This window comes from Acrocarpospora pleiomorpha (assembly GCF_009687885.1).
Classification (GTDB): Bacteria; Actinomycetota; Actinomycetes; order Streptosporangiales; family Streptosporangiaceae; genus Acrocarpospora; species Acrocarpospora pleiomorpha.
In genome coordinates, this window is record NZ_BLAF01000032.1 from 13052 (window position 1) to 36697 (window position 23646).

19 protein-coding genes and 1 tRNA gene are annotated in these 23646 nt (G+C 68.1%); 14 read left to right on the forward strand and 6 right to left on the reverse strand.

The window, feature by feature from the left end; translation table 11 throughout:
- Positions 1–24 precede the first annotated feature (24 nt).
- Entirely contained in the window at positions 25–1218 is a 1194-nt protein-coding gene (locus Aple_RS26985; protein ID WP_155347518.1) for an endo-1,4-beta-xylanase, read from the reverse strand.
- Positions 1219–1464: 246 nt separating this feature from the next.
- Between Aple_RS26985 and Aple_RS26990 the strand changes: the two genes are divergently transcribed.
- The 10 genes from Aple_RS26990 to Aple_RS27035 all read left to right on the forward strand — a co-directional run bounded on the left by Aple_RS26990 (position 1465) and on the right by Aple_RS27035 (position 13781).
- A complete protein-coding gene (locus Aple_RS26990; protein ID WP_218038522.1) occupies positions 1465–1851 on the forward strand; it encodes a ribbon-helix-helix domain-containing protein in 387 nt (128 codons plus the stop codon).
- 12 nt (positions 1852–1863) lie between these two features.
- Positions 1864–2622 (forward strand): ABC transporter ATP-binding protein, encoded by a 759-nt coding sequence (locus Aple_RS26995; RefSeq protein WP_218038523.1) that lies wholly within the window; start codon positions 1864–1866, stop codon positions 2620–2622.
- Positions 2615–3340, forward strand: a complete 726-nt coding sequence (locus Aple_RS27000; protein WP_218038524.1) for an ABC transporter permease — start codon at positions 2615–2617, stop codon at positions 3338–3340. The genes Aple_RS26995 and Aple_RS27000 overlap by 8 nt, the downstream gene beginning before the upstream one ends.
- 263 nt (positions 3341–3603) lie before the next feature.
- Positions 3604–4293, forward strand: a complete 690-nt coding sequence (locus Aple_RS27005) for an RraA family protein (protein ID WP_218038525.1) — start codon at positions 3604–3606, stop codon at positions 4291–4293.
- A gap of 42 nt (positions 4294–4335) precedes the next feature.
- Entirely contained in the window at positions 4336–5577 is a 1242-nt protein-coding gene (locus Aple_RS27010) for a mandelate racemase/muconate lactonizing enzyme family protein (RefSeq protein WP_155347521.1), read from the forward strand.
- Positions 5574–6341 (forward strand): SDR family NAD(P)-dependent oxidoreductase, encoded by a 768-nt coding sequence (locus Aple_RS27015; protein WP_155347522.1) that lies wholly within the window; start codon positions 5574–5576, stop codon positions 6339–6341. Before Aple_RS27010 ends, Aple_RS27015 begins: the two co-directional genes overlap by 4 nt.
- 33 nt (positions 6342–6374) lie before the next feature.
- Positions 6375–8531 carry a glycoside hydrolase family 3 C-terminal domain-containing protein gene (locus tag Aple_RS27020; RefSeq protein WP_155347523.1) on the forward strand — a complete coding sequence of 719 codons (2157 nt, stop codon included), beginning with the start codon at positions 6375–6377 and terminating at the stop codon, positions 8529–8531.
- Positions 8532–8692: 161 nt separating this feature from the next.
- Positions 8693–9634, forward strand: coding sequence for an ABC transporter permease (locus Aple_RS27025; protein ID WP_155347524.1), 942 nt, complete (start codon positions 8693–8695; stop codon positions 9632–9634).
- Positions 9631–12186 (forward strand): ABC transporter ATP-binding protein/permease, encoded by a 2556-nt coding sequence (locus Aple_RS27030; protein WP_170321679.1) that lies wholly within the window; start codon positions 9631–9633, stop codon positions 12184–12186. Before Aple_RS27025 ends, Aple_RS27030 begins: the two co-directional genes overlap by 4 nt.
- A 32-nt stretch (positions 12187–12218) precedes the next feature.
- Positions 12219–13781, forward strand: a complete 1563-nt coding sequence (locus tag Aple_RS27035; RefSeq protein WP_155347525.1) for an alpha-L-arabinofuranosidase family protein — start codon at positions 12219–12221, stop codon at positions 13779–13781.
- Between the two features lie 22 nt (positions 13782–13803).
- Here Aple_RS27035 and Aple_RS27040 read toward each other — a convergent pair whose 3' ends face one another.
- On the reverse strand, positions 13804–14583 hold the full coding sequence (locus Aple_RS27040) for a FadR/GntR family transcriptional regulator (RefSeq protein ID WP_155347526.1): 780 nt from the start codon (positions 14581–14583) through the stop codon (positions 13804–13806).
- A gap of 359 nt (positions 14584–14942) precedes the next feature.
- On the opposite strand from Aple_RS27040, the gene Aple_RS27045 reads away from it, so the two are divergent.
- From Aple_RS27045 to Aple_RS27055, 3 genes are all read left to right on the forward strand, one after another.
- Positions 14943–16460 (forward strand): ABC transporter substrate-binding protein, encoded by a 1518-nt coding sequence (locus Aple_RS27045; RefSeq protein WP_155347527.1) that lies wholly within the window; start codon positions 14943–14945, stop codon positions 16458–16460.
- A gap of 88 nt (positions 16461–16548) precedes the next feature.
- Entirely contained in the window at positions 16549–17637 is a 1089-nt protein-coding gene (locus Aple_RS27050) for a glycoside hydrolase family 5 protein (protein WP_155347528.1), read from the forward strand.
- Between the two features lie 38 nt (positions 17638–17675).
- Positions 17676–18692 (forward strand): mannonate dehydratase, encoded by a 1017-nt coding sequence (locus Aple_RS27055; protein ID WP_155347529.1) that lies wholly within the window; start codon positions 17676–17678, stop codon positions 18690–18692.
- A gap of 35 nt (positions 18693–18727) precedes the next feature.
- On the opposite strand, the gene Aple_RS27060 is transcribed toward Aple_RS27055, so the two are convergent.
- The gene (locus Aple_RS27060; RefSeq protein ID WP_155347530.1) at positions 18728–19315 is read right to left on the reverse strand and encodes a helix-turn-helix domain-containing protein; all 588 of its coding nucleotides are present in this window, start codon (positions 19313–19315) and stop codon (positions 18728–18730) included.
- 79 nt (positions 19316–19394) lie between these two features.
- On the opposite strand from Aple_RS27060, the gene Aple_RS27065 reads away from it, so the two are divergent.
- Positions 19395–20375: an alpha/beta fold hydrolase gene (locus Aple_RS27065; protein ID WP_155347531.1), complete on the forward strand. Its 981-nt coding sequence runs from the start codon at positions 19395–19397 to the stop codon at positions 20373–20375.
- Positions 20376–20495: 120 nt separating this feature from the next.
- Here Aple_RS27065 and Aple_RS27070 read toward each other — a convergent pair whose 3' ends face one another.
- From Aple_RS27070 to Aple_RS27080, 3 genes are all read right to left on the reverse strand, one after another.
- On the reverse strand, positions 20496–21608 hold the full coding sequence (locus Aple_RS27070; RefSeq protein WP_155347532.1) for a hypothetical protein: 1113 nt from the start codon (positions 21606–21608) through the stop codon (positions 20496–20498).
- A gap of 343 nt (positions 21609–21951) precedes the next feature.
- A tRNA-Ala gene (locus Aple_RS27075) sits at positions 21952–22024 on the reverse strand.
- Between the two features lie 75 nt (positions 22025–22099).
- Positions 22100–23551: a vWA domain-containing protein gene (locus Aple_RS27080; RefSeq protein WP_155347533.1), complete on the reverse strand. Its 1452-nt coding sequence runs from the start codon at positions 23549–23551 to the stop codon at positions 22100–22102.
- Between the last annotated feature and the right edge of the window lie 95 nt (positions 23552–23646).

Sequence of the window (23646 nt, forward strand, 5' to 3'; positions counted from 1 at the left end):
CGGCGTCACGGCCCCGCGCTTCAGCTATCGCTTCGGATTCTGCGGAATCCTCGGCTGCACATACGGCGGGCCCGAGAAGATCAGATCCGCCTTGATCGAGTTGTACGCCCGCTTCGGCTGGTAGTTCTCGTCATACAGCGTGGCCAGACCCTCCGGCGGGTTGGTGAACCAGCCCGGCACCCACGAGTGCTTGTCGGTGAATCCCCACACCGTGTACGACAGGCAGTGCCGGTTGGCCAGGCACGCCTGCATCAGCACGCTGAAGTTGGCGGCCGACGCCTGCAGCCTCGGATTGATCTCGTTGGAGTCCCCCGCCTGCACGCCCGCCGTCATCTGGCTGCGCACGTCCACCTCGGTGAACGCCGTCGCCAGCCCCAGGTCGGAGAAGGCGTCCAGCGCCTCCTTCACCTGGAAGGCGTCGTAGTTGCCATACTGCGTGCCGAGGTGCCCCTGGCTGCCGACCCCGTCGATCGGGACGCCGCTCTGCCGCAGCTGCTTGACCATCTTGTAGACGAAGTACGTCTTGTCCCCGGGCCCCTTGTCGCCGAACGCTTCAAGGTTGTAGTCGTTGTAGAAGAGCAGCGCGCTGGGATCGGCCGCGCGCGCCCACCGGAACGCGTCCGCGATGTACCCGGCGCCGAGGTGCTGCGCCCAGAATCCCTTCAGGTGGATCTCCGGAGGGCTGTCCCACGGGTCGGTCGCGGCCTCGTTGACCACGTCCCACTGCCAGATCTTGCCCTTGTACCGCTTGACCACGGTGGTGATGTGCTTGCGCAGCAGGTCGCGCAGCTGCGCCGTGGTGATCGTCCCGTTGGCGACACCCTCGGTCAGCCAGGCCGGCAACTGGTTCTGCCAGACCAGCACGTGCCCCCGCACCTTCTGGTTGTTCTTCTTGGCGAACTCGACGAGCTTGTCCGCCGGTCCCCAGTTGTAGTTCCCCCGGGTGGGCTCCAGGCTCTCCCACTTCATGACGTTCTCGGCGGTGACCGTATTGAACTGCGACGCGACCAGCTGCCGGTACTGCGGGTCGTTGGCGTCGTCGAGCGCCGCCATGTCCACCGCCGTACCGATGTAGAGGCCGTGCCGCGCACCCAGCGCGCGCAGGCTCTGCCCGGACGGCTCCTGCGGGGTGCTCCCCGCAGAAACCGGAACCACATTCAACGTGCCCGCCAGCACCACCGCGACAGCGCTGCCTAACAGGAGGCGCCTCAACCTCATGGGAACATCCTTTCGACCCGAGGGGCGTACCAGGTGACCTTGGGAGCGCAGGTCTCGCTAACCGAGCCCCACCAGGAACCCGGCAAGCCGAAAGTGATACCGAAATATTTCGCGACCGTGCCGAAACTTTATGGTAACGCCCAGCCACCGTCAAGGGTGTGATTGACCGTCTTAGCACCATCCATATACCATCCATATGGATGGTGCTCGGATGGAATGCACATGGCCGACCGGTACCATCCAGGCATGCCTGAGGCGGAAAAGATCACGATCAACATGAACGTCGTCGACCTGGGCAAGGTCGACCTTCTGGTAGAGGAGGGTTTCTACTCCAATCGCACGGATTTCATCCGCACCGCCATCCGCAACCAGCTCAACCGCCATGACGACGAGGTGCGGCACAGCATGACCCGGCGCGAGCTGGCGATCGGCGTCATCTCCTACGACCGGGCGGAGCTGGAGTGGCACGCGGCGGCCGGCGAGCGGCTGACCATCGCGATCACCGGCCTGCTGGTCATCGCTTCCGACGTGTCTCCGGAACTCGCCCGGCAGACCATCGAATCCATCAAGATCGTCGGCGTGTTCCGAGCCAGCAAGGCGGTGAAGGACGCGCTGGCCGACCGTACCCACTGACGGGAGGAACACGTGCTGCTTCGCATCCACCGGCTGACCAAGGACTACCGGCGCGGCGTGCGCGCCAACGACGGCATCGAGCTCAGCGTCGACGAGGGCCAGGTGCTCGGCCTGTTCGGCCACAACGGAGCCGGCAAGACCACCCTGCTCAACCAGGTGACCGGCCTGGTCAAGCCGACCTCCGGCACCATCCACATCGACGGCGCCGACGCGGTGGCCGACCCCGCGCTGGCCCGCCGATCCTGCTCCCTGCAGCCACAGGCACACGCCCCGCTCGACGGCGTGACGCCACGGCAGGCGATCGACACCATGGCCAGAATCCGCGGCGCCGACCGCCGCCGGGCCCGCGAGCGCACCGGCGCGCTGCTCGACGCGCTCGACATCGGAGCCTGGGCCGACACACCCGGCCAGAAGCTCTCAGGCGGCGTACGGCGCCTGACCGCCTTCTGCATGGCCGCCGCCGAACCGGGCCGCATCGTGATGCTCGACGAACCCACCAACGACGTCGACCCCGTACGCCGCCGCCTGCTCTGGGAACAGATCGCCGCACTGGCCGCCGACGGGTCCGCGGTCCTGGTGGTGACCCACAACGTGGTCGAGGCCGAACGGCGCGTAACCCGCCTCGCCGTACTCCACCACGGCCGTCTGGTGGCCGACGGAACCCCGGCCCAGCTCCGCCACGACCACGCCGACCAGAGCATCGAGGAGATCTACATCGACCTCGTCGGTCCAGACCCCGCTGGTACGGAGGAGGGGGCACGCGTTGCGTAGCTACGGACTGCTGTTGCGATGGAACCTGCTGCGCCTGCGCAGCATGCTCCCACTCCTGGTCATAATCCAGACGCTCGTCAGCATCGGCGTCGTGATCGGCTTCTCATTCCTCCTCCCCGACGCCGACCAGACCACCGGCTTCTACCTCTCCACCGGGGCCCTCACCCTCGGACTGATCACCGTCGGCATGGTGGCCGCACCCCAAATGGTGGTCCAGGCCAAACTCACCGGCATCTTCGACTACCAGCGCTCCATGCCGGTGCCCCGCCTGGCCATGCTCGCCGCCGACGCCACCGTATGGGTCGCCCTGGCCCTACCCGGCCTGGCCGCGGCCCTGGCCGTCGCCGTCCTGCGCTTCGACCTCAACCTGCGCATCAGCTGGCTGGCCGCACCCGCCATGCTCCTGGTCGCCATCTGCTCGGTAGCCATCGGCTACGCGGTCGCCTACGCGACCAAACCAGAAGTCGCAGGAGCGATAAGCCAGCTCATCTTCTTCGTAGCCCTGATGTTCGCCCCAATCAACTTCCCCGCCGACCGCCTCCCCCACTGGCTCGCCGAAACCCACGACTGGCTACCGTTCGCCTCCATGGCCCAGGCAATCCGGGAAACGCTACAGGTCCCAGCAGCCGGAATCTCAACAGCACCCTTCGCGATGCTGACAGCCTGGTGCGCAATCGGCCTGGTCGTCACCTACCGCGTCATGACCCACCGCCCATGACGTAACAACTCTGACATGGATCGCATGCGGGAGGCGCTGCTGCACTTCGTAGAACTGAACGACTACCTGGACGACCAGGCCATCCCCGCCACGGTCTGATACGGGTAGATGACCTTGAACGCCGAGGCTGAGGGACGTGCTGCCGCCGCGCGGTTCCGCCACGAGCCATCTGAATGAGCGAAGTTTCTTGCCAACTTCTCTTATATCTAGATAGGCTGACGATTGCCGCGCAGTGGATGTGGGTTACGCAAAGGAGTCCGACCTTGACAACCAACGCTCCGAGCTTCGACCCGAGGTCGGCCTCCGAGCCCGAACTCTTCGCCCTATTCCGCGAGCGGCTCCACACCCCGGTCGTCGGCGACATCCTCGACACGCTCGGGCTCATGCATCAGTTCCTGCCACCGGAGATCCACGGCATCCGGGCCGAGGTGAAGGTGGTCGGGCGAGCGATGCCCGTGGTCATCGCCGATGTGAGCGGCCCGCAGAGCCGGCCGTTCGGCCAGCTGACCGAGGCCCTCGACCAGCTCGAGCCCGGCGAGGTCTATGTCGCGCAGAACGGCACCGTCCCGACCGCGGCCTGGGGAGAGATCCTGACGGTCACCGCGCGTGGCCGCGGAGCCGTGGGCGCCGTGATCGACGGGTATCACCGCGACACCCGCGCCGTGCTCGAGCAGGATTGGCCGGTCTTCAGCCGGGGCGGCTTCGCGCAGGATGCCGGCGTTCGCAAGGTCGTGGTTGATTACCGCGTCCCCATCGAGATCGGCGGCGTACGTCTAGCGCCAGGTGATCTTGTCTTCGGGGATGACGACGGAGTCGTTGTGGTGCCGTCGCACGTCGAGCAGGAGGTCATCGAGCGGGCGATCGAGAAGGTCTCGACGGAGAACGTCGTTCGCCGAGCGATCGAGCAGGGCATGTCGTCGACCGATGCGTTCGAGCGTTTCGGCGTCCTGTAGAGCCGCTCCTCAATCTGAGACCTGAATTGTCAAGGAAATACCATGAGCGTTATCAAGAGTGTGTCGACCGCGGTGGTGGCGGCGAACTTCGATTGGACGATCGTCCGGATCGAGACCATGGATGGTCAGGTCGGATGGGGTGAGTCCTTCTTCGCTCCCGGCCTCACCAGCATCATCCGTGCCATGGCGCCCCTCATGGTCGGGGAGGACTCGCGGAACACCGACGCCGTCATCGCGCGCCTGCGGGCCGCGGCCTCGGGCGCGGGCTCCGTGGGCGGCATCATCCACAACGCGCTGTCCGGCATCGACGCGGCGCTGTGGGACCTGAATGCCCGCGTGCTCGGCGTGCCGCTGTGGCAGATGCTCGGCGGGCGCTTCCATGAGTCGGTTCGGGTCTACGCCGATTGCCACAGCGGCGGGGGCTTGATGAGTCTGGGCCCGATGCTGGATATCCGGCCCGTGCCCTGGCATGACGACGAGGCGGTCGCGGACGGCGTGGTGGGCAGGAGCCTGTTCGACCCGGACGCCGAAACCGGCAAGATCGACCTCGACCTGCTCGCCGACCGGGCTCGGCAGGCGGTCCGCCGGGGGTTCGACGCTCTGAAGTTCGACCTGGACGTGCCGGGTCTCGTGCCGACCCGAGCCGGCTCGAGATGCATGCCGGTCGGAGCGGAGCGCCTGGCGCGGGAGATGGTCGAGGCGATCTCGAGCGCGGCCGGGCCGGAGGTCGAGCTCGCTTTCGACCTGCATTGGCGTTATGACATGGCATCCGCGGTGCGGCTCGCCCGAGCCCTCGAAGGCTTCCCGATCCTCTGGCTGGAGGATCCGCTACCGCCGGAGAACGTCGCCGGCCTCATCTCGCTCGCCCGGACGACCTCCACTCCGCTCGGCGGGGGCGAGAACCTGATCGGCCATCGCGGATTCGCGCCGCTGCTGGAGACGGGAGCGCTAGCCGTCGTGACGCCGGATCTGGGCAAGGTCGGCGGGGTGTCCGAAGCTCGGCGGATCGCGGCGTCCGCCGCGGAGCGCGGCCTGGCCGTCGCGCCGCACAACATCGCCGGGCCGATCGGCACCGCGTTCGCCGCGCAGGTCGCAGCGACGTGGCCGAACCTGCTGGCCCTGGAATTCCACGCGCAGGACGTGCCGTTCTTCGACGAACTGGTGGGCGGCGAGCTCATCGTCGGCGGCCACATCGCCATGTCGGACCGCCCGGGGATCGGGGTCGAGCCGGATCTCGCCGTGCTGCGCCGGTGGGCGAAGCCGGGTGAGGAGTTCTTCGCATGAGCACCACCGAGAACCTGGCCGCCGCCCAGAGCCTCTCCGGGAGCCTCTCCGGCCGTACTGCGCTCGTGACCGGCGCCGCCCGGGGGATCGGGCTCGCCATCGCGGACGCGCTGGCCGCTGCCGGAGTGTCGGTCACGGTGCTGGACCTGGCGCCGGAGCCGGCGCCGGACCTGCCGTACCGGTACATCGCAGCCGACCTGTCCACCGCGGAGGCGCCCGCGTCCATCGCCGAGCGAATCGGGGATGAGCCGCTCGACATCCTCGTCAACAACGCCGGCTATGAGGTCGAGGAGGACTCGCTCGAGCTGAGCCTGGCGGACTGGGATCGCACCCTGACCGTGAATCTGCTGGCGCCGGTACGCCTGATCGGTGCTCTGCGGAAGAATCTCACCGCGCGTCCCGGCGCTGCCGTGGTCAACGTGACGTCGATCCACGAGCGCGTTCCGTATCCCCGCCACCTTTCCTACAGCGTGTCCAAAGCGGGATTGTCGATGGCGACCAAGGTGCTCGGTATCGAGCTGGCCCCGCGCGGCATTCGCGTCAACGCGGTCGCCCCCGGTGTCATCCGAACCGCGATGAACGAACACACGATCGCCGCCGTCGGTGAAGACCTGTTCCAGCGTGCGGTGCCGACCGGCACGATCGGCGTGCCCGCCGACGTCGCGGGCGCGGTGGCCTTCCTCGCCTCCGACGCGGCTCGCTACATCACCGGTACGACGCTCTACGTCGATGGTGCCTACAGCGAGAACATCGTCCGTTACTGAGCCAGAACCCGACATCGAAAGCGAGGCGCCACCGTGCCTTTCGACCAGCATGACCAACGGGCTGCCACCCTGGTGGCGCAGCTGACCCTCGACGAGAAGATCCAGCTCGTCACCGGCTACATCGGCATTCCCATCGGCGCGGACGGCCCCGAGACCGACGACCCGATGTTCAAGCTCACCCCCGAGACCACGCCCCCGCCCGGCGCGGTCGGCAGCGACGGGTTCGTTCCTGGCATTCCGCGTCTCGGCATCCCCGATCTCCAGCTCGCCGGCGCCGGCGTGGGCATCACGTCTCTGGTCGAACGCCCGGGCGGTGAGAACGTGGTCTTCCCGTCCTCCGTCGCCCAGACCGCGACCTGGAGCGAGCCGCTCGTCCGGGAGTTCGGCCGGCGGCTCGGAGCGGAGGCGCGTGCCCAGGGCATCAATGTCGTGCTCGCCGGCGCCACGAACCTCTCGATCGAGCCGCGGTCGGGGCGCAACTTCGAATATCACGGCGAGGACCCCATCCTGGCCGGCGCCATGGTGCGGGAGGAGTTGCTCGGCACCCAGGACAGCGGGGTCGTGGCCTCCGTCAAGCACTTCGCGGCGAACTTCCAGGAGACCGGCCGATTCGTGGTCAGCTCGGTCGTCGACGAGCGGTCCCTGCGCGAAGGCGAGCTGCTGGCCTTCGAGGTGGCGCTCACCGACGGCGATGTGGGTGCCGTCATGACGTCGTACAACCGGATCAACGGGGTTTACAGCTCCGAGAACCACTATCTGCTGACCGAGGTGCTGAAACAGGAGTGGGGCTTCCGCGGCTGGGTCATGTCCGACTGGGGCGCCGCGCACAGCACGGTCCCCTCCGCGCTGGCCGGTCTCGACCAGGAGTTCCCGCTCGCGCACTGGTTCGGCCAAGCGCTCAAGGATGCCGTCGAGCGCGGCGAGGTTCCCCTGGAGCGCCTCGACGACATGAACCGGCGCATCCTTCGATCCCTGATCGCCGTCGGTGTGCTCGACCGGGACGCCTCGGAGAAGCCCGCATCCGCGACGGAGGACAACCTCGACACGGCTCAGCGGATCGCCGAGGAAGGCATCGTTCTGCTCAAGAACAACGGCGTGCTGCCGCTTTCCGACGCCGCCTCCCGCGTCGTCGTCATCGGCGCGCACGCGGACATCGCGGTTCCGTCGGGCGGCGGATCCGCCGCCATCCGGCCGATCGGCGGCAACCCGGTGGAGGCCGCGCCCGGGGCGTTGCCGCAATACTGGGTGCCGTCCTCGCCGCTGGACGCGCTCCGCCGGGAGCTGCCCGGCGCCGAGATCACCTGGTTCGACGGCTCGGACGCCGAGGCCGCGGTGAGCGCGACGGAGCATGCCGACGTCGCCGTCGTTTTCGCCGCGCAACTGACGAGCGAACACTTCGACGTACCCGATCTGGGTCTCGCCGACGGGCAGGAGGAGCTCATCGCGGCCGTCGCGGCCGTGGCGCCGCGTGTCGTCGTGGTCCTCGAGACCGGCGGCGCCGTGACCATGCCGTGGCTCGACGATGTCGAGGCGGTCGTCGCCGCGTGGTACCCCGGGCATCGCGGTGGCGACGCCATCGCCCGGATCCTGACGGGCCGGGTCAACCCCTCGGGAAAGACACCGCTGACGTTCCCGCGCAGTGAGGACGATCTGCCCCACCGGGCTGTCTTCCCAATGCCCCCGCTGCCGGGGCAGACCGGACCGGTCGAGCTGACGCTGGTCAACCTGCTCAAGGAACAACAGGGCGAGTACTTCGACGCGGTCTACGACGAGGGACTGCTCCTGGGCTACAAGTGGTACGACGCCGGCGACCGGGCGGTGGCCTTCCCCTTCGGTCACGGACTCTCGTACACGAATTACGAGTACGGCGCCGTCGATGCACAGTGGACACCCGAGGGCGCCCGCGTCACCGTGAGCGTGCGGAACGCCGGAGCCGTGGACGGCAAGGAAACCGTGCAGGTGTACGCGACCCTGCCCGAGGACGCGGCGGCGCCCCGGCGTCTCGTCGGCTGGGCCAAGGCCGAGCTCCGGTCCGGAGAGACCAGGACGGTGACCATCGACGTGCCGGCGAAGTACCTGTCGGTGTGGTCGGTGGCGAACAAGATCTGGTCCTTCCCCTCCGGGGCCTTCGCAATCGAGGCGGCGGAGTCGTCGCGGGATTCCCGCGGAACGGTGCACCTGCACCGCTGACCTCCACCCCAGGCCGCAGCGCCGTCGCACAGCCTGCCAACTTCTATTATTAGCTGATATCATCCGGCCATAGTGCCAGATGAGATGCTCCTGGAGGTCTCCGTGAAGGTCGCCCACGACGTGGCCCTGCCCGGCACGGTCCCGCGACCCGGCGCTGCCGCATGATCGCGTACACGGCGAAGCGGGTCGCCTCTGCCGTCTTCCTGGTCTTCGTCGTCTCGCTGCTGTCGTTCTTCCTGACCCGGCTCGTGCCGGGCGACCCGGCGCGCACGATTCTCGGGGTCTCCGCGCCCGCCCAGCAGGTGGCGGAGAAGCGCACCGAACTGGGGCTCGACGAGAACGTGTTCGTCGCATACGCGCAGTGGCTGGGCCACGCCGTGACGGGCAGTCTCGGCTCGTCCTGGTTCACCGGCCAGGATGTGGCGTCCTCGATCGCGAGCCGGCTGCCGGTCACGCTGTCCATCGCGCTCGTGGCCACGGTGGTCGCGGGCGTCATCGGCACAGCTCTCGGCCTGCTGGCCGCCGTTCGGCGCGGCTTCGTCGACCGGCTCCTGCAGCCGATCTCGATCGGCGGCTTCGCGATCCCCAACTTCATCGTCGCGATCGTGCTGCTGGGTGTCTTCGCCATCCACCTGAGGGCCCTGCCGGCCACCGGGTACACCGACCTGACGGTGGACCCGGCCGGGTGGGCTCGATCGATCACCCTGCCCGTCGTGGCGCTCGCCGTGGGCGCCATCGCCGCGGTGGCCCAGCAGATGCGCAACGCCGCGATCTTCGTCCTCCAGCAGGACTACGTCCGGTCGCTGCGCGGGCGCGGCCTGCGCGGTAGCACCCTCTACCTCAAGCACGTGCTGCGCAATTCCGCTCCGGTGGCGTTGACCGTGCTCTCGTTGCAGTTCATCGGCCTGCTCAGCGGCGCCGTCATCATCGAGAACGTGTTCGCGCTGCCGGGCATCGCCGCGTTGACGGTCAGCGCGTCGACGCAGCGCGACGAGCCGGTGATCCAGGGCGCGGTCGTGACCGTCGTCGTTGTCGTCGTCCTCGTGAACCTGCTCATCGACCTCGCCTACGCGTGGCTCAACCCGAAGGTGCGCACATCATGACCGAGGTTGTCGACCCCACGGCGACAGCGCCGCAACTGCGTACGGGTGCTTGGCGCCGGCTCCTGCGAAGCCCGGGCATGCTCATCCCAGCCGTCGTGCTCGCGCTCGTGATCATCGCCTGTTTCGCCGCGCCGCTGCTCGGCCTCGTGTCGCCAAACGCCACCGACCCCCTCCACGCGCTGTCCGGACCGACCGCTCAGCACCTGCTCGGCACGGATTCCTCCGGACGCGACGTGCTGAGCCGGCTGCTCCACGGCGGACAGGCGACCCTGCTGGCGGGGTTGATCGCCACCGCGGTCGCCCTGGTGCTGGGCCTGCCGCTCGGCCTCATCGCCGGCTATTACGGCGGGCGGATCGATCGGGCGCTGAACTGGGTCTCCAGCCTCGTGCAGGCCCTGCCGGCGATCGTCGCGCTGCTCGCTGTGGCGGCCGTCATCGGCTCGAGCCCGTACGCCATCATGGCCGTGTTCGGCGTGCTGCTGCTGCCGGCGGTGTTCCGGCCGGTCCGCGCCGCGGTGATCGACGTCCGGCGTGAGCTGTACATCGACGCGGCCAAGGTCGCCGGGATCGGCGACACCTCGATCATCGGCCGTCACATCCTCAGCGTCGTCTTCCCGGTGGCCCTCATCCAGACCGGGTTCATCTTCGGCGTCGCACTCATCGTGCAGGCCGGCCTGGAGTTCATCGGCATCGGCGATCCGACGGCGGCGAGCTGGGGCGCCATGCTCCAGGACGGCTTCAACGCCATCTACGGCAACGCCTTCCTGGTCGTCCCGCCCGCCTTCGCCATCGCGCTGACGGTCCTGTGCCTGATGCTCCTGGCGTCGGCCGGCCGTGACCTCGCGAGCGAGAGCTCCACACCGTCGCGCCGCGCACGCCGGCGTGTCCCGGCGCCGGGATCCGATGCCCCGCGAGGACTGCTCGACGTCCGCGACCTGGGCATCGCGTATCGTGCCGACGGCAAGGACGCCAAGGTCGTGGAGCACGTCGACTTCTACGTCCGCGAAGGCGAGATCCTCGGGCTGGTCGGCGAATCGGGCTCCGGCAAGACCCAATCGGTGCTCGGCGTTCTCGGGCTGCTGTCCGCGGGCGGCGCCGTCACGAACGGAACCGTGCTCTTCGACGGCCGCGACATCACCGCGCTGTCCCCGAAGGAGCTGAACCGCCTGCGGGGTCGGGCGATCGGCTACATACCGCAGGAGCCGATGTCCAACCTCGATCCCAGTTTCACCATCGGTTCGCAGCTCACCGAGCCGATGCGGCAGCACCTCCGGCTGTCCCGCTCCGAGGCGAAACGCCGGGCGCTCGAGCTGCTGACCCGGGTCGGCATCGTCGACCCCGAACGGACGTTCCGCAGCTATCCGCACGAGATCTCGGGCGGCATGGCCCAGCGCGTGCTCATCGCCGCCGCCGTCTCGTGCGAGCCGCGCCTCATCGTCGCCGACGAGCCGACGACGGCCCTGGACGTGACGGTGCAGGCCGAGGTGCTCGATCTCCTGCGCTCGCTGGTCGCCGAACGAGGGCTGGCGACCGTGCTGGTCACCCACGACCTGGGCGTGGTGGCCGACATGTGCGACCGCGTGGCGGTCCTGCGCGACGGCCACGTGCTGGAAAACGCGGACGTCCAGCAACTCTTCACCCAGCCGCAGGACCCGTACACGATCGCTCTGCTCGACGCGATGCCGTCGCGCCTCCCGCCGCGGGACGTCACCCAGCGGCAGATCGGCGAGGTCGTGCTGGAGGTCGAGCGCCTCCGGGTGAGCTACCCGGGCCCGCGCGGCACGGCGTTCGTCGCGCTGGACGACGTCAGTCTCGACGTCCGGCAGGGCGAGACCCTCGGTCTGGTCGGCGAGTCCGGCTCCGGCAAGTCGACGCTCGGGCGAGCGATCCTGGGCCTGGCCCAGGCGACGTCCGGCGACATCCGCTGGGACGGCCGCAGCATCGTGAACGCCTCGCGGGCCGCGCGGCGCGAGCTCAGCGCCGACATCCAGGTCGTGTTCCAGGATCCGTTCAGTTCGCTCAACCCGGCCATGTCCGTCGAGGACATTCTCGTCGAACCACTGCTGAGCGACCCCACTCTGACGCGTGTGCAGGCATTACAGCGGGTTCGCGGGCTGCTCGACCAGGTGCATCTGCCCAAGGATGCCGGCCGGCGCCGGGCACGGGAGTTCTCCGGTGGCCAGCGTCAGCGGATCGCGATCGCGCGGGCGCTCTGCCGGTCGCCCCGGCTGATCATCTGCGACGAGCCGGTGAGCGCTCTGGACCTCTCGACCCAGGCACGCGTGCTGGAACTGTTCAACGAACTGCAGGACCGGACCGGTGTCGCCTACCTGTTCATCTCGCACGACCTCGACGTCGTGCGGCACATCGCGGATCGGACGGCGGTGATCCGGCACGGCCGCCTGGTCGAGCTCGGTGCGAGCGAGAAGATCGCCACCGACCCCGCCGATCCCTACACGCGGGCTCTGGCGGAGGCATCACCGCTGCCGGATCCCGTGCTCCAGGCCGAGCGCCGCAAGAAGCGCCTGGAGTCCCGAATGGCGTCACTGTGACCCGCACCGTCGACCAGCCTGAGGAGGCACCCGTGACAACTGGAACCGTCAGCGTGACCGATCGTTCGCTCGGCACGATCTCGCCGTTGGTGTTCGGCGGCATGATCGAGCATTTCGGCCGCACCGTGTACCCCGGGGTGTGGGACGTCGAGCGGGATGGGGTCCGCGCCGACACCCGGGAGGCCGCAGCCCGCATGGGCGTACGCCTGCTGCGGTACCCCGGCGGCTGCTTCTCCTGCGACTACCACTGGCGCGACGGCGTCGGGCCGCGCTCCGAGCGGCCGACGGTGGCGGAGACCTTCTGGACCGGCCTTCCGCATCGGATGGCGGGCTTCGGGGCGGACTCCCAGCTGGCATCGGGCGCGGAGGCCCTCGGCCGACTGATCGGCCCGGCCGAGACGAACGCCTTCGGCACCGACGAGTTCCTGCAGTACTGCCTCGACATCGACGCCGAACCGTTCCTCGTGGTCAACATCGGCACCGGGACGCCTGAGGAGGCCGCCGACTGGGTGCGCTACTGCAACGTCGACCGCAAGTCACCCCGTACGGTCACCTGGTGGTCCATCGGCAATGAGACCTGGGGCTCCCACGAGTACGGGCACGACACGCCCAGCGCGTACGGCGAGCGCGTTGCCGAGTTCGCTCGGGCCATGCGCCTCGTCGACCCCGCCATCAAGCTCGTGGCGGTCGGTCTCCCGGTCTCGGACGGGACGGAGATCATGGCATCCGGTGAGGAGGGGCTGGGCCTGACGACGTACGCGGCTCGGGAGTGGAACAGCGGTGTCCTCAAGGCCTGCGGCGACGTCATCGACCTGCTGTCCGTGCACTGGTACTTCCCGGGCATGATCGGGCGGGCCCTCGACAACGAGAACGACCTCCTGCAGCTCAACACCTCGCCCGATCAGCTCGCGGAAATCCTGCGCGACACGGCCGCCTTCAATGACGAGATGGTTCCCGGGCGCGATATCGGCCTGTCGCTGGACGAGTGGAACCGCATGGTCCAGTTCGACGATCACCTGAGCACGAACCACCCGCTGGGCAACGCGGCGTTCTTCGCCGGCTGCTATAACGCGCTGCTGGCCAACGCCGAGCGGGCGCCGATCGCCGTCATCAGCCATCTCGTCAACTGCCTCGCGCCCATCCAGACCGACGACGACCGGCTGTTCGGCACGGCCGCCTTTCTGGTCGCGCAGCTGTACGAGGCGCACGCGCGGGGCACGTCGCTCGCCGTCGACGTCGAGGCCGCCGCGATCGACGTTCCGCCGCTGGATCGGCTGGCCCCGGATGCCATGACTCTCGGCGACGTGAGCAGCCCGCGCCAGGCCCCGGTGCTCAGCGCGTCAGCGACGCGTCACGGCGACGAGACGAGCGTGTTCCTGGTCAACCGCAGCGTCGCGGAGGCGGCCGAGGTGTCCGTGCTCGGCGCGGCCGACGGCGAGGCGATCGTGCGCTGGATCGACGGGCCGGACCTGTGGGCGGTGAACACCCTCGACGCTCCGGAGACGCTCACCGTGCGGGAGAAGCGGGTGGTGGTCGCCCAGGGCCGTGTCGTGGTGACGGTGCCGCCGTGCGGTGTCGCGGTGCTGACCCGATGACGGTGTTCGAGCGCATCGCCGGTCATGCGGTGGCGGCGCTCGTCGCCTGATCCGGCGTGTCCGCCGGGAAGCCGGCGTTGCCCGCGACCTGGCGGTCACCGTCGCGGATCGACTCTTCGAGGCCGAGCCGGGCCTGCTCGAGGTGGACGACCATCGCGGTGGCCGCGGCGTTCTCGTCCCCGGCCTCGATGGCGGTCAGGATCACCCGGTGCGCGTCGATGATCGCCTCGACCCCGCCGCCGGCGTTGACCCATCCGTTCCACACCCGACGGCGGAGCCGCCGCAGCAGGGGCTCGAGCGACTCCAGCGTGAGCTCGCAGAGGTCGTTGTTCGCCGCTTGCGAGACGGCGGCGTGGAAGGCGACGTCCGCCTCGTGCAGGTGCTCGGCGTCGCGGACCGAGGTGAGCGAATCCAGCGCCTCGTGCAGCGCCGCGATGTGTTCGGGCGTGCGGTTGCGCGCGGCGAGCCGGGCGTTGCCGACCTCCACGATCTCGCGGAACTGCTGCAGCTGCTCGTCGTCGACCGCGGTGCCGACGATGCGGAGCGCGAACAGCCTCGACATGTGGGTCGAATCCGGCGTCGAGACCGTGCTTTCCCGGCCTTGGTGGCGCTTGAGCAACCCGATGGCAGACAGGCCCGCGACCGCTTCACGGACCACCGGCACGCTCACGTTCAGCATCTCCGCCAGCTCCCCGGTGCCCGGCATCTGATCGCCGTCGCGGAGGTTGCGCTCCTGGATCAGCTGGATGATCGCCTCAGTCGCCTGGTCGGTGAGCGACGTGCGCTTGATGGATGCCGGCATCTCTCAGCTCCACTCCCGGCGAAACCCGCGGTACGGGCCCGCGGTACGATCGGGCAGGCCACTTACAAACTTCTCTGATATTAACAGAGAGTCCGCGATGCGGTGAGCGTGGCGCTCCCACGCGGAGGCACCCGGAACCCTGTGGCGCGACGTCGAGTCCGGTCGATCCGGGCAAGGCTAAGGGCAAGGTGTCGCGCAGTCCAGTGGCTTGTGACGCCGCGCGTCTGCGCTGGTCACTCAGCAGAAACCTCCCCGAATCATGTCAGTTATCTCATTGACACATATCTACTTCTCATATTAGATGATGTGAACTCGCGCACCGCGGCGACCCGGGGGCAGAGAGAGAGGCCTTCCACCAGATGAAACACATATTTGCCGCCGGCATGTCGGCCCTGCTGTTGGCTGCGACCGTCGCCGGCTGCTCCAGCGGAACCAAGGACTCGTCCGGGACCAAGCAGACCCTGACTCTCGGCGCGATCGTCGACGTCGCGTCGTTCGATCCGTCGCAGTCCGACGTCGGCAACTACATGCAGTACCTGCAACCTGCGTACGACACGCTGATCAAGATCGACTCGAGCAACCAGCTCCAGCCGATGCTGGCGACGAAGTGGACCTACACCGACGGCACCAAGACGAAGCTGGAGCTCACCATCCGCGGTGACGTCAAGTTCTCCGACGGCACCGCCATGGACGCGGATGCCGTCGTCAAGAGCCTGGAGCGGTTCAAGGCGGCGAACGGGCCGCGTTCCTCCGCGCTCCAGAACGTCGAATCCATCACGGCACCGGACAAGACGACGGTCGACATCACGCTTTCGTCGCCGGACCCGGCCCTGGTGCACAACCTCGGGCTCGTGGCCGGCATGATCACGAATCCGGCGGCCGCCGCGACCGACCTGAAGAGCACCCCGGCCGGCACCGGACCGTACGTGCTCGACACGAAGAAGACGAACCGCGGGAACGTCTACGCGTTCGTCCGGAATCAGCACTACTACGACACGGCGGCGTTCCCGTTCAACGAGATCGACATCCGCGTGATGACCGACCCGACCGCACGGTTGAACGCCGTCAAGACCGGAGAGGTCGATGCCGCCTTCGCGCTGGCGTCGCAGACGAGCACGGCCAAGGGGTCCGGCCTGACCGTGTTGTCCAACCCGGGAGACTGGCAGGGTCTTTTCCTGAATGACCGTGACGGCAAGATCGTCAAGGCGATGTCGGACGTCCGGGTCCGGCAGGCGATCAACTACGCGATCGACGGCGACGCCATTCTCAAGGCGTACGCGTTCGGGCACGGGTCGCCTTCGACGCAGATCTTCTACCCCGGCACCCCCGCCTACGACGATTCCCTGAACTCCAAATACCCGTACGATCCGGCGAAGGCCAAGCAACTGCTGGCCGACGCCGGATATGCCGGCGGATTCACGCTGACCATGCCGTCCTCGACCGCGTTCTTCGGCAGCGTCTACCCGATCCTCCAGGAACAGCTCGCGGCAGTCGGCATCAAGGTGGTCTACAAGAACGAACCGGCGTCGGCCGGGCTGACGCCTTACCTTTCGCAGGAGTACCCCGCCTACATGTTCAGCTGGGGCTCCTCGGACAACTGGCTCGACGCCAGCCTCCTGCTCGCCAAGAACGGCGCGTGGAACACGCTCCACGCAGGCGACGCCACCATCGAGTCCCTCATGAAGCAGATCGCCACGGCGAGCGGCTCCGCGCAGGACGCGCTGTACAAGCAGCTGTCCGGGTACGTCGTCGACCAGGCCTGGTTCGTGCCGTTCTACGTCGCGGACAACATCTACATCTCGAGCACATCGGTCAAGGTCGTCGCGCAGCCGGAGCAGAGCGTGCCGTCGATCTACAACTACTCACCGGCTACCTGATCGATTCAGCCTCCGGCCGGGCCGGCGCCGTACCGAATTTTCACGGAGTGAGCCCGGCCGGACAGCCCCATAAGAAAGGTCGCGTTTGATGAGCGTTTCCATTCCGCGCTGGCGCGGATTCAACCTGATCGACTTGTTCTCGACCAGCGCCCGATGGAAAGACGAGTTCCCGATGAGTGACGGCCTGGTGCCGGAGGAGGACTTCGCCCTCATCCGCGAACTCGGCTTTGATTTCGTCCGGGTCCCGCTCTCCTACCTCTGGTTCGGCAAGGGCGCATTCGGGCGGGAAGTCGACCAGGAACGGCTCTGGCTGCTCGATCGTGTGGTCGAGTTCGGCCGGCAGTACGGGGTGCACGTCATGGTCGGTTTCCACCGTGCGCCCGGCTACTGCGTCACCTCCTCGTCGTACTTCGACTTCCCGGAGCGCGGCGACCTGTTCCGCAGCGATGAGGACCTCGCCGATTTCGTCGCGTGGTGGCGCGCCCTCGCGGAGCGATACCAGCACGTGCCGGCCCAGGAATTGAGCTTCAATCTGCTCAATGAGCCCATCGATATCGACGACGCGACCTTCGATCGTACGTTCCTCCCGGTGATCGAGGCCATTCACAAGATCTCGCCCGACCGCCTCATCCACGTCGAGGGACGGTTCATGCTGGAGGACGGGACCCTGGACGGCGGTGTCCGCTACGAACCGCCCACCAAGACGGTCCGGACGCTTCCGAACATCGTGTCGTCGGTGCACATGTACAGCCCGCTGCACCTGACCCACTACGACAACCCGTGGGCGGGATCGAGCGCGCACCTGCTTCCGCCGCAGTGGCCGTTCACCCCGACCCTGCGTCCGGGGAGCACCAAGCCGTTGGTCGGTGAGGACACCCGCGTGTGGGACAAGGCCGCTTTGCGCGACACCGTGGCGCAGTACCTCGATCTGGCCGATTCGGGCCTAGCCGTGCACGCCGGCGAGATCGGCGCCTACACGAAGATCTCGCACGACACCTTCCTGGGCTGGCTCGCCGACGCCCTCGAGGTGTTCGCCGAGCACGGGATCGGATGGGCCCTGTGGAACTTCCGCGGCCCCTTCGGAGTTCTGGACAGCCGCCGGGCCGACGTGAACTACGAGCAGTGGAAGGGGCATCAACTCGATCGGAAGATGCTGGAAATCCTGCGCGCGCACTGATCGCCGCCTGTCGAATCCGACCCCGTCGAGAGGACATCATGTTTCGCCTTGCCGAGTTTCTCTACCCACGCAAGGAGCCGCTGTGGGAGCTCGTGAAACAAGCAGGAGTCACTGACGTCGTCGCGATCATGCGGGGTGCCGAGCAGGAGCAGCGGATGTTCGCCGCGCTCGACGGCGGGTTCCGGGGCGAGTCGAAGACCGACGACCTCCCCTGGAGCGAGAAGTCGCTCGCCCGGGACCAATCCGTCTTCGCGGCCGAGGGTATGACCGTCGTGGCCATCGAGGACACGGTCCCGATGGACCGTGTCCGGCTGGGCCTGCCCGGCCGGGACGAGGACATCGCCGCCGTCGTCCAGCAGATCGAGGCGATGGGCAATCTCGGGATCGGGGTGCTCTGCTACAACTGGATGCCGATATCCAGCTGGTCCCGGACGGCGAGCGGCATCCCCAGCCGGGGCGGCGCCCTGGTCACGGGCTTCCGCCTGGCCGACGCCGAGGCACTGGCCGAGGTCGAGCACCCCGAGACCAGCACGGAAGCCATGTGGGACGCCCTGGGCTACTTCCTCCAAGCGGTCGTGCCGGTGGCCGAGCGGAACGGGGTCAAGCTGGGCATGCACCCGGACGACCCGCCCCTGCCGCGCCTGCGCGGCGTGCCGCGCATCATGGGCTCCGCCGACGCGTACCGCCGGCTGCTGGCGCTGTACGACTCGCCGGCCAACGGGGTCACCTTCTGCCAGGGCAATTTCGCCCTGATGGACATTGACGGACCCGCTCTGATCCGCGAGTTCGGGAAGCGGATCCAGTTCGTCCATTTCCGTAACGTCCGCGGCGCGGCCGCCGACTTCGTCGAGATCTTCCACGACGATGACGGCGTCTTCGACATGGCCGAGTGCATGCGCGCCTACGAGTCGATCGGCTTCGAGGGCCCGCTCCGGCCCGACCACGTGCCGACGATGGCCGGCGAGAGCAACGAGCGCCCGGGGTACGAGACGCTCGGACGCCTGTTCGCGCTCGGTTACATCCGCGGCCTCCAGCACGCGATCAGCCCTCGATGACCGTCTCCACCCGGACTTGCCCAAGGCTGGTTCGTTCAGGTGGGCAATGTCGGGGAGGGCGATAGGTGAGCGCGTTCGCCTTGGGCGCTGAAGAGGGTGAGCAGTTCCGCGGGCTGGGCGCCGGCACTGCTGATCTGGTGCGGTGTGCGGGTGTCGAACTCCGCGGCTTCGCCGGGGCCGAGCCGGTATTCCTGGTCACCGAGAACGAGTCGGGCATGTCCGTTGAGCACGTAGAACCATTCGTACCCGTCGTGGGTCTGCAGTGTCGTCGTGGCTGTTGTTCCGGCCGGCGGGTAGATGACTTTATAGGCTTGGATGCCTCCGGGGCGTCTGGTCAGCGGTACGACCGTGAAGCCGGATCGCCGTACGGGGCGCAGGTGGATGCGGGGATCACCGGTGGGTGGCGCCGCGACCAGATCATCGAGCGGGACGCCGTGCGCCCGTGCCAGCGGAAGCAGCTGCTCCAGCGTCGGGCGCAGCTTCCCGTTCTCGAGACGCGACAACGTGCTCGCGGTCAGGCCGGTTTCGGCCGCCAGGGTGGCAAGCGAGATGTTCCGTGCCCGACGCAGCGCATGCAGGCGGGGGCCGACCCCGGCAAGGACGTCTTTCGGAGTGACACTCATGGACCCATGATGCGGATCCGCAATATTTCTAGCAAGTAGGCACTATTGCTGGTCAAGCTGGTAGCGGAGGTAATCACCGATGCTCACATCAGCAGCAACTTCGAGAACCGCACGCTGGTCGCGCTCCCTGACAGCCGTCGCGGCCGCGCTCGTCCTGTCGACAGCATGCTCGGCCGCCGGCGGGAAGGCGCGGAACACGGCGTCGGGGCAGACGACCGCGGCCGCCTCGGCGGGCCACGACTCGGCCACCCGAGGCGACGCCGAGTTCAACCGTCAGTTCCAGCACGAAATGGCCGACGTCAATGGCGTGCGGATGCACTACGTCACCGGCGGGACCGGCGAGCCGCTCGTCCTGCTGCACGGCTGGCCGCAGTCGTGGTACGCGTGGCGTGGGATCATGCCGGCGCTTGCCGAGAGATACACGGTGTACGCGCTGGATCTGCCGGGACTCGGCGACAGCGTGGGTACGCCGGCCAGTTACGACAAGGCCACCCTGGCCCGTTACGTGCACGGGCTGCTTGCCGACAAGCTCGGCCTGCGGAAGATCAACCTGATCGCGCACGATCACGGCGCCGGCGTCGGGTTCCAGTACGCCGCACAGTTCCCGAACGAGGTCGTCAAGTACGCCCACCTGGACTATCCGCTGCCCGGCCCGGCGCTCAGCGCGAACAACTTCCGCCAGCTGAGCTGGCACATGTCGTTCCACAGCCAAGGCGGCTTCGGCGGACCGGGCGCGAAGGCTCCGTTCACCGCGCAGCAGATAGATGAGTTCGCCCGCACGTACCAGCGCCCGCAGGTACTGACCGGCGGCTTCGAGCTCTACCGCACCCTGGACCAGGACGAGCGGGACAACGTCGCCGCGAAGCCGATCACCATGCCGACGATGCTGCTGACGGCCGAAGGTACGCTCGACTTCACCCGCTCGACGGTCCAGCCCCTCATGTCCAACATCACCCGTGCCGTCGAGGTGCCCAAGTCCGGCCACTGGCTACCCGAGGAGAACCCGGAGTTCGTCACCGCCGAGCTGGTGAAGTTCTTCGGGAGCGGTGCGGGTCGATGACCGAAGCTCTCGATGCTGAGTCGTTCTGACGAGGCGCACGAGACCTGGCTCGCCAACCCGCACACCGACGGTTGTTTACTCGAACACTGCTTTGCAGGTGGAAGAGTTGTGCCATGCGCGCTACGACAGCAGCGACCCCGTGGACAGGACGGGCCCAGCGGGATAGGTGTCGGACAGGAGCCAGAGGCGCGAGGTGGTGAGTTCGATGCCGAGGTCGTCCCAGCCCTCATGATGGACGACGGACTGGTCGTAGGCGGGGACCTCCAGGACGGTCCAGGCGATGGAGCCGGGGAACGTGCCGATGACCACCGGACGCTGCCGGGCGCCCTCTGCGGGTGAGAGGGCCGCAGCCGAGATCCAGATCTTGCCGGCGGGATCCTGGGCGATGGAGTGCAGGCCGACGATCTCGGGCGGAAGCGGTACGGCGGTCCACGTGTCGCCGTCGTAGCGGTTCAGCAGGGGTTCGGTGGGCCGGGGTTCCCCGCGCGTGTAGTTGGTGCCGGCGACCCAGATGTCGGCGGCGCTACGCGGAAGGACATCCTCAAGCACAGACCCCTCGCTATGCGGGGCCGGGTAGGGGATGTTCTCCCAGGCCGTCCCGGTGTAGTGGGCGACCCCCGGGACAGAGTCGTCCTCACTCGCGCCACTGCCCACCGCCCACGCCTCGGCGGCGATGCCCTTGATGGCCAGGACCTTCTGAATCGGCATCGAGTGCGGGACCCAGGCCGAGCCCTCCAGCCGCCAGATACTACTCGCGCCCGGTTGCGTGCGACTCCCCGGAACCCACAAGCCCGAGGAGGTGTGTTCGGGTGCGGCCGACGCCAGCCCGGGAGGCGCCTCGACCTGGACGAACGCGCCGTTGACCAAGTGCGCCATGTAGGCGGCCCCGCTCTTGGTCCCGCCGATCCACACCTCGCCACCGGCGGTGGCGTTCACGCTGCTGAGGACACCCCGACTGGAGAAGTTGGGGATCGTATACCCGGCCCACCGCCTGCCGTTCCAGCGGTGGACGACTGGATTGCCCGGATAACCGGGCTTGAGCGCCTGGTAGCCGACGATCCAGATCTGGTTCTGCTCCGACGCGGCCAGGTCCAGGAGCTCCCCCTTGGGACGGAGTTCGGGCAGAGGATGGCCCTGCAAGACCGGATCAGCGGCCAGCGCGGGCGAAGGCACCATGACTGCTGCGGCGAGAACGAGAGAGGCCGCCCCAACCCGGGCGATAAAGGGTCTCATAAGACAAGCTTTCCAGAATTCGCTACCCCACCCGTTTCTCCAGAAGGCAAGAAACTCGTATTCGTACCGGCCCGGAACTGAACCAAATCTGCAACATCCGCGCCACCCGAAAGCCCTCAAGAAGCGCGCCACAAACAGCAGCAGACGCCACTGTCAGACAAGGACATCTCGACCGACAAGATCTAAACGTCCAGTCAACCACGGCAAACGCGCTAGCAACCTCAGGGGGCGTGGGGGGCTGTGCCCCCCACACCGGGGGGCTCGGGGGGTCGTCCCCCCGTGTAACGACGAGGAGGCCTACGGGAGCGAGCAAAGCTCGCGACCACAGGCCTCCGTCTCCGAGTGGAGCTATGGGGATTCGAACCCCAGACCCCCTCCATGCCATGGAGGTGCGCTACCAGCTGCGCTATAGCCCCTTGCGTGGTCCGCAGCGGTCTCCCGCTTGCGGCGCCACGCCAGTGTATAGGACATCGGACGGGTGGTTGTAATCGTTAACCGAGGGCGCGCGTGCGGGTGATCAAGTCGGCGAGTTCGGTGACGGCGGGGTCTTCTGTGGTGGTGGCCAGGCGGGTGGGGCGGGAGGTGAGGTCGTCGAGGGTGACGCCGGGGAAGGTCTCGCGGGTGCGGAGGTATTCGGCGAAGGCGGCGGCGAGGACGTCGATCTGGAAGCGGGGGGAGGTGGCGGTCCAGAGGTCGGTGGCGAGGGCGGAGGTTTCGATGGAGCGGGTGGTTTCGGCGGGGCGGCGGGTGTCGGGGTCCTGCCAGCGGACGGTGGCGGTGGCGAGCTGGCCGGTGGCGTCGGGGCGCAGGTGCACGCGGTAGAGCGCGGTGACGGAGTGGCCGGGGCCTATCTCGCCGCCGTCGCGGGAGTCGTCGCGGAACTCCTCGGGGGCCAGGGAGCGGTTCTCGTAGCCGAGCAGCTGGTAGGTCTCGACGACGCCGGGGTTGAAGACGACCTGGGCTTTGGCGTCGCGGGCGCGCAGGTCGAGGGTGGCGGGGAGCTGGTCGACGAAGGCCTTGCGGGCCTGGTCGAGGGAGCTGACGTAGATGGCGGCGCCGTCGCCGTTGTCGGCGAGCTGTTCCATCAGGTCGTCGCCGTACTCGCGGCCGACGCCGACGGAGAGCAGGGTGATCTGCTTGGCGGCGTGTTCCGCGACCCGGTCCAGGATGGTCTGCCAGGAGGTGGAGCCGGTGTTGGCCAGGCCGTCGGAGAGCAGGATGACCCGGTTGGTGGCGACGGAGCGGAACGCGCGGGAGGCCTCCTGGTAGCCGGTGATCAGGCCGTCTTCCAGGTTGGTCGAGCCTTCGACGACGAGGCGGTCGATGGCGGCGTGCAGGCCGGAGCTCTCCGAGACGGGGGTCATCGGGATGAGCAGGCGGGCGCTGTCGCTGAACGGCACGATCGCGACCTGGTCGCCGGGCATGAGCTCGTCGACGAGGGTGTGCAGGGAGTCGCGGACCAGGTCGAGCCGCCCAGGCTCGGCCATCGAGCCGGAGACGTCGACGACGAAGGTGAGGTTGGCGGGCCGCCGCGCGCTGCTGTCGGTCGCGCGGGTCTGCAGCCCGAACCGGATCAGCGCCTGCTCGCCGGGCAGCCGCGCCCCGTCGGCGTGTACGGCGAAGCCGTTGTCCGCGGGCTGCGGATAGTCCTGCGCGAACGCGTTGACGAACTCCTCCACCCGAACCTGCCCAGGCTCCGGTAACCGCCCTTCCAGGATCGTACGGCGGGCATACCCATACGAAGCGGTATCCACATCGAGCGCGAACGTGGACACCTGCTGGCCGAGCGTGTCCCGCTGCGCGGGCTGCTCCTGGGCGGCGCCGGCCAGCGGGTCCGGCGGCCGCTGCACGGGATTGGGCGCCGGACCATCACTGGTGCCCCCGCACGCGGCGAGCAGCAGAACGGAGATCGCGAGAACGAGGGCGTACGGTCGTGCTCTCATGGGTCGCCTCCATAGGAATGGTGCTCTTCCCGTACGACGACGCCCTGCGGGAGCACGCCGGGCTCGTCACTCAAGCGACGGCAAACCGTAGTCCC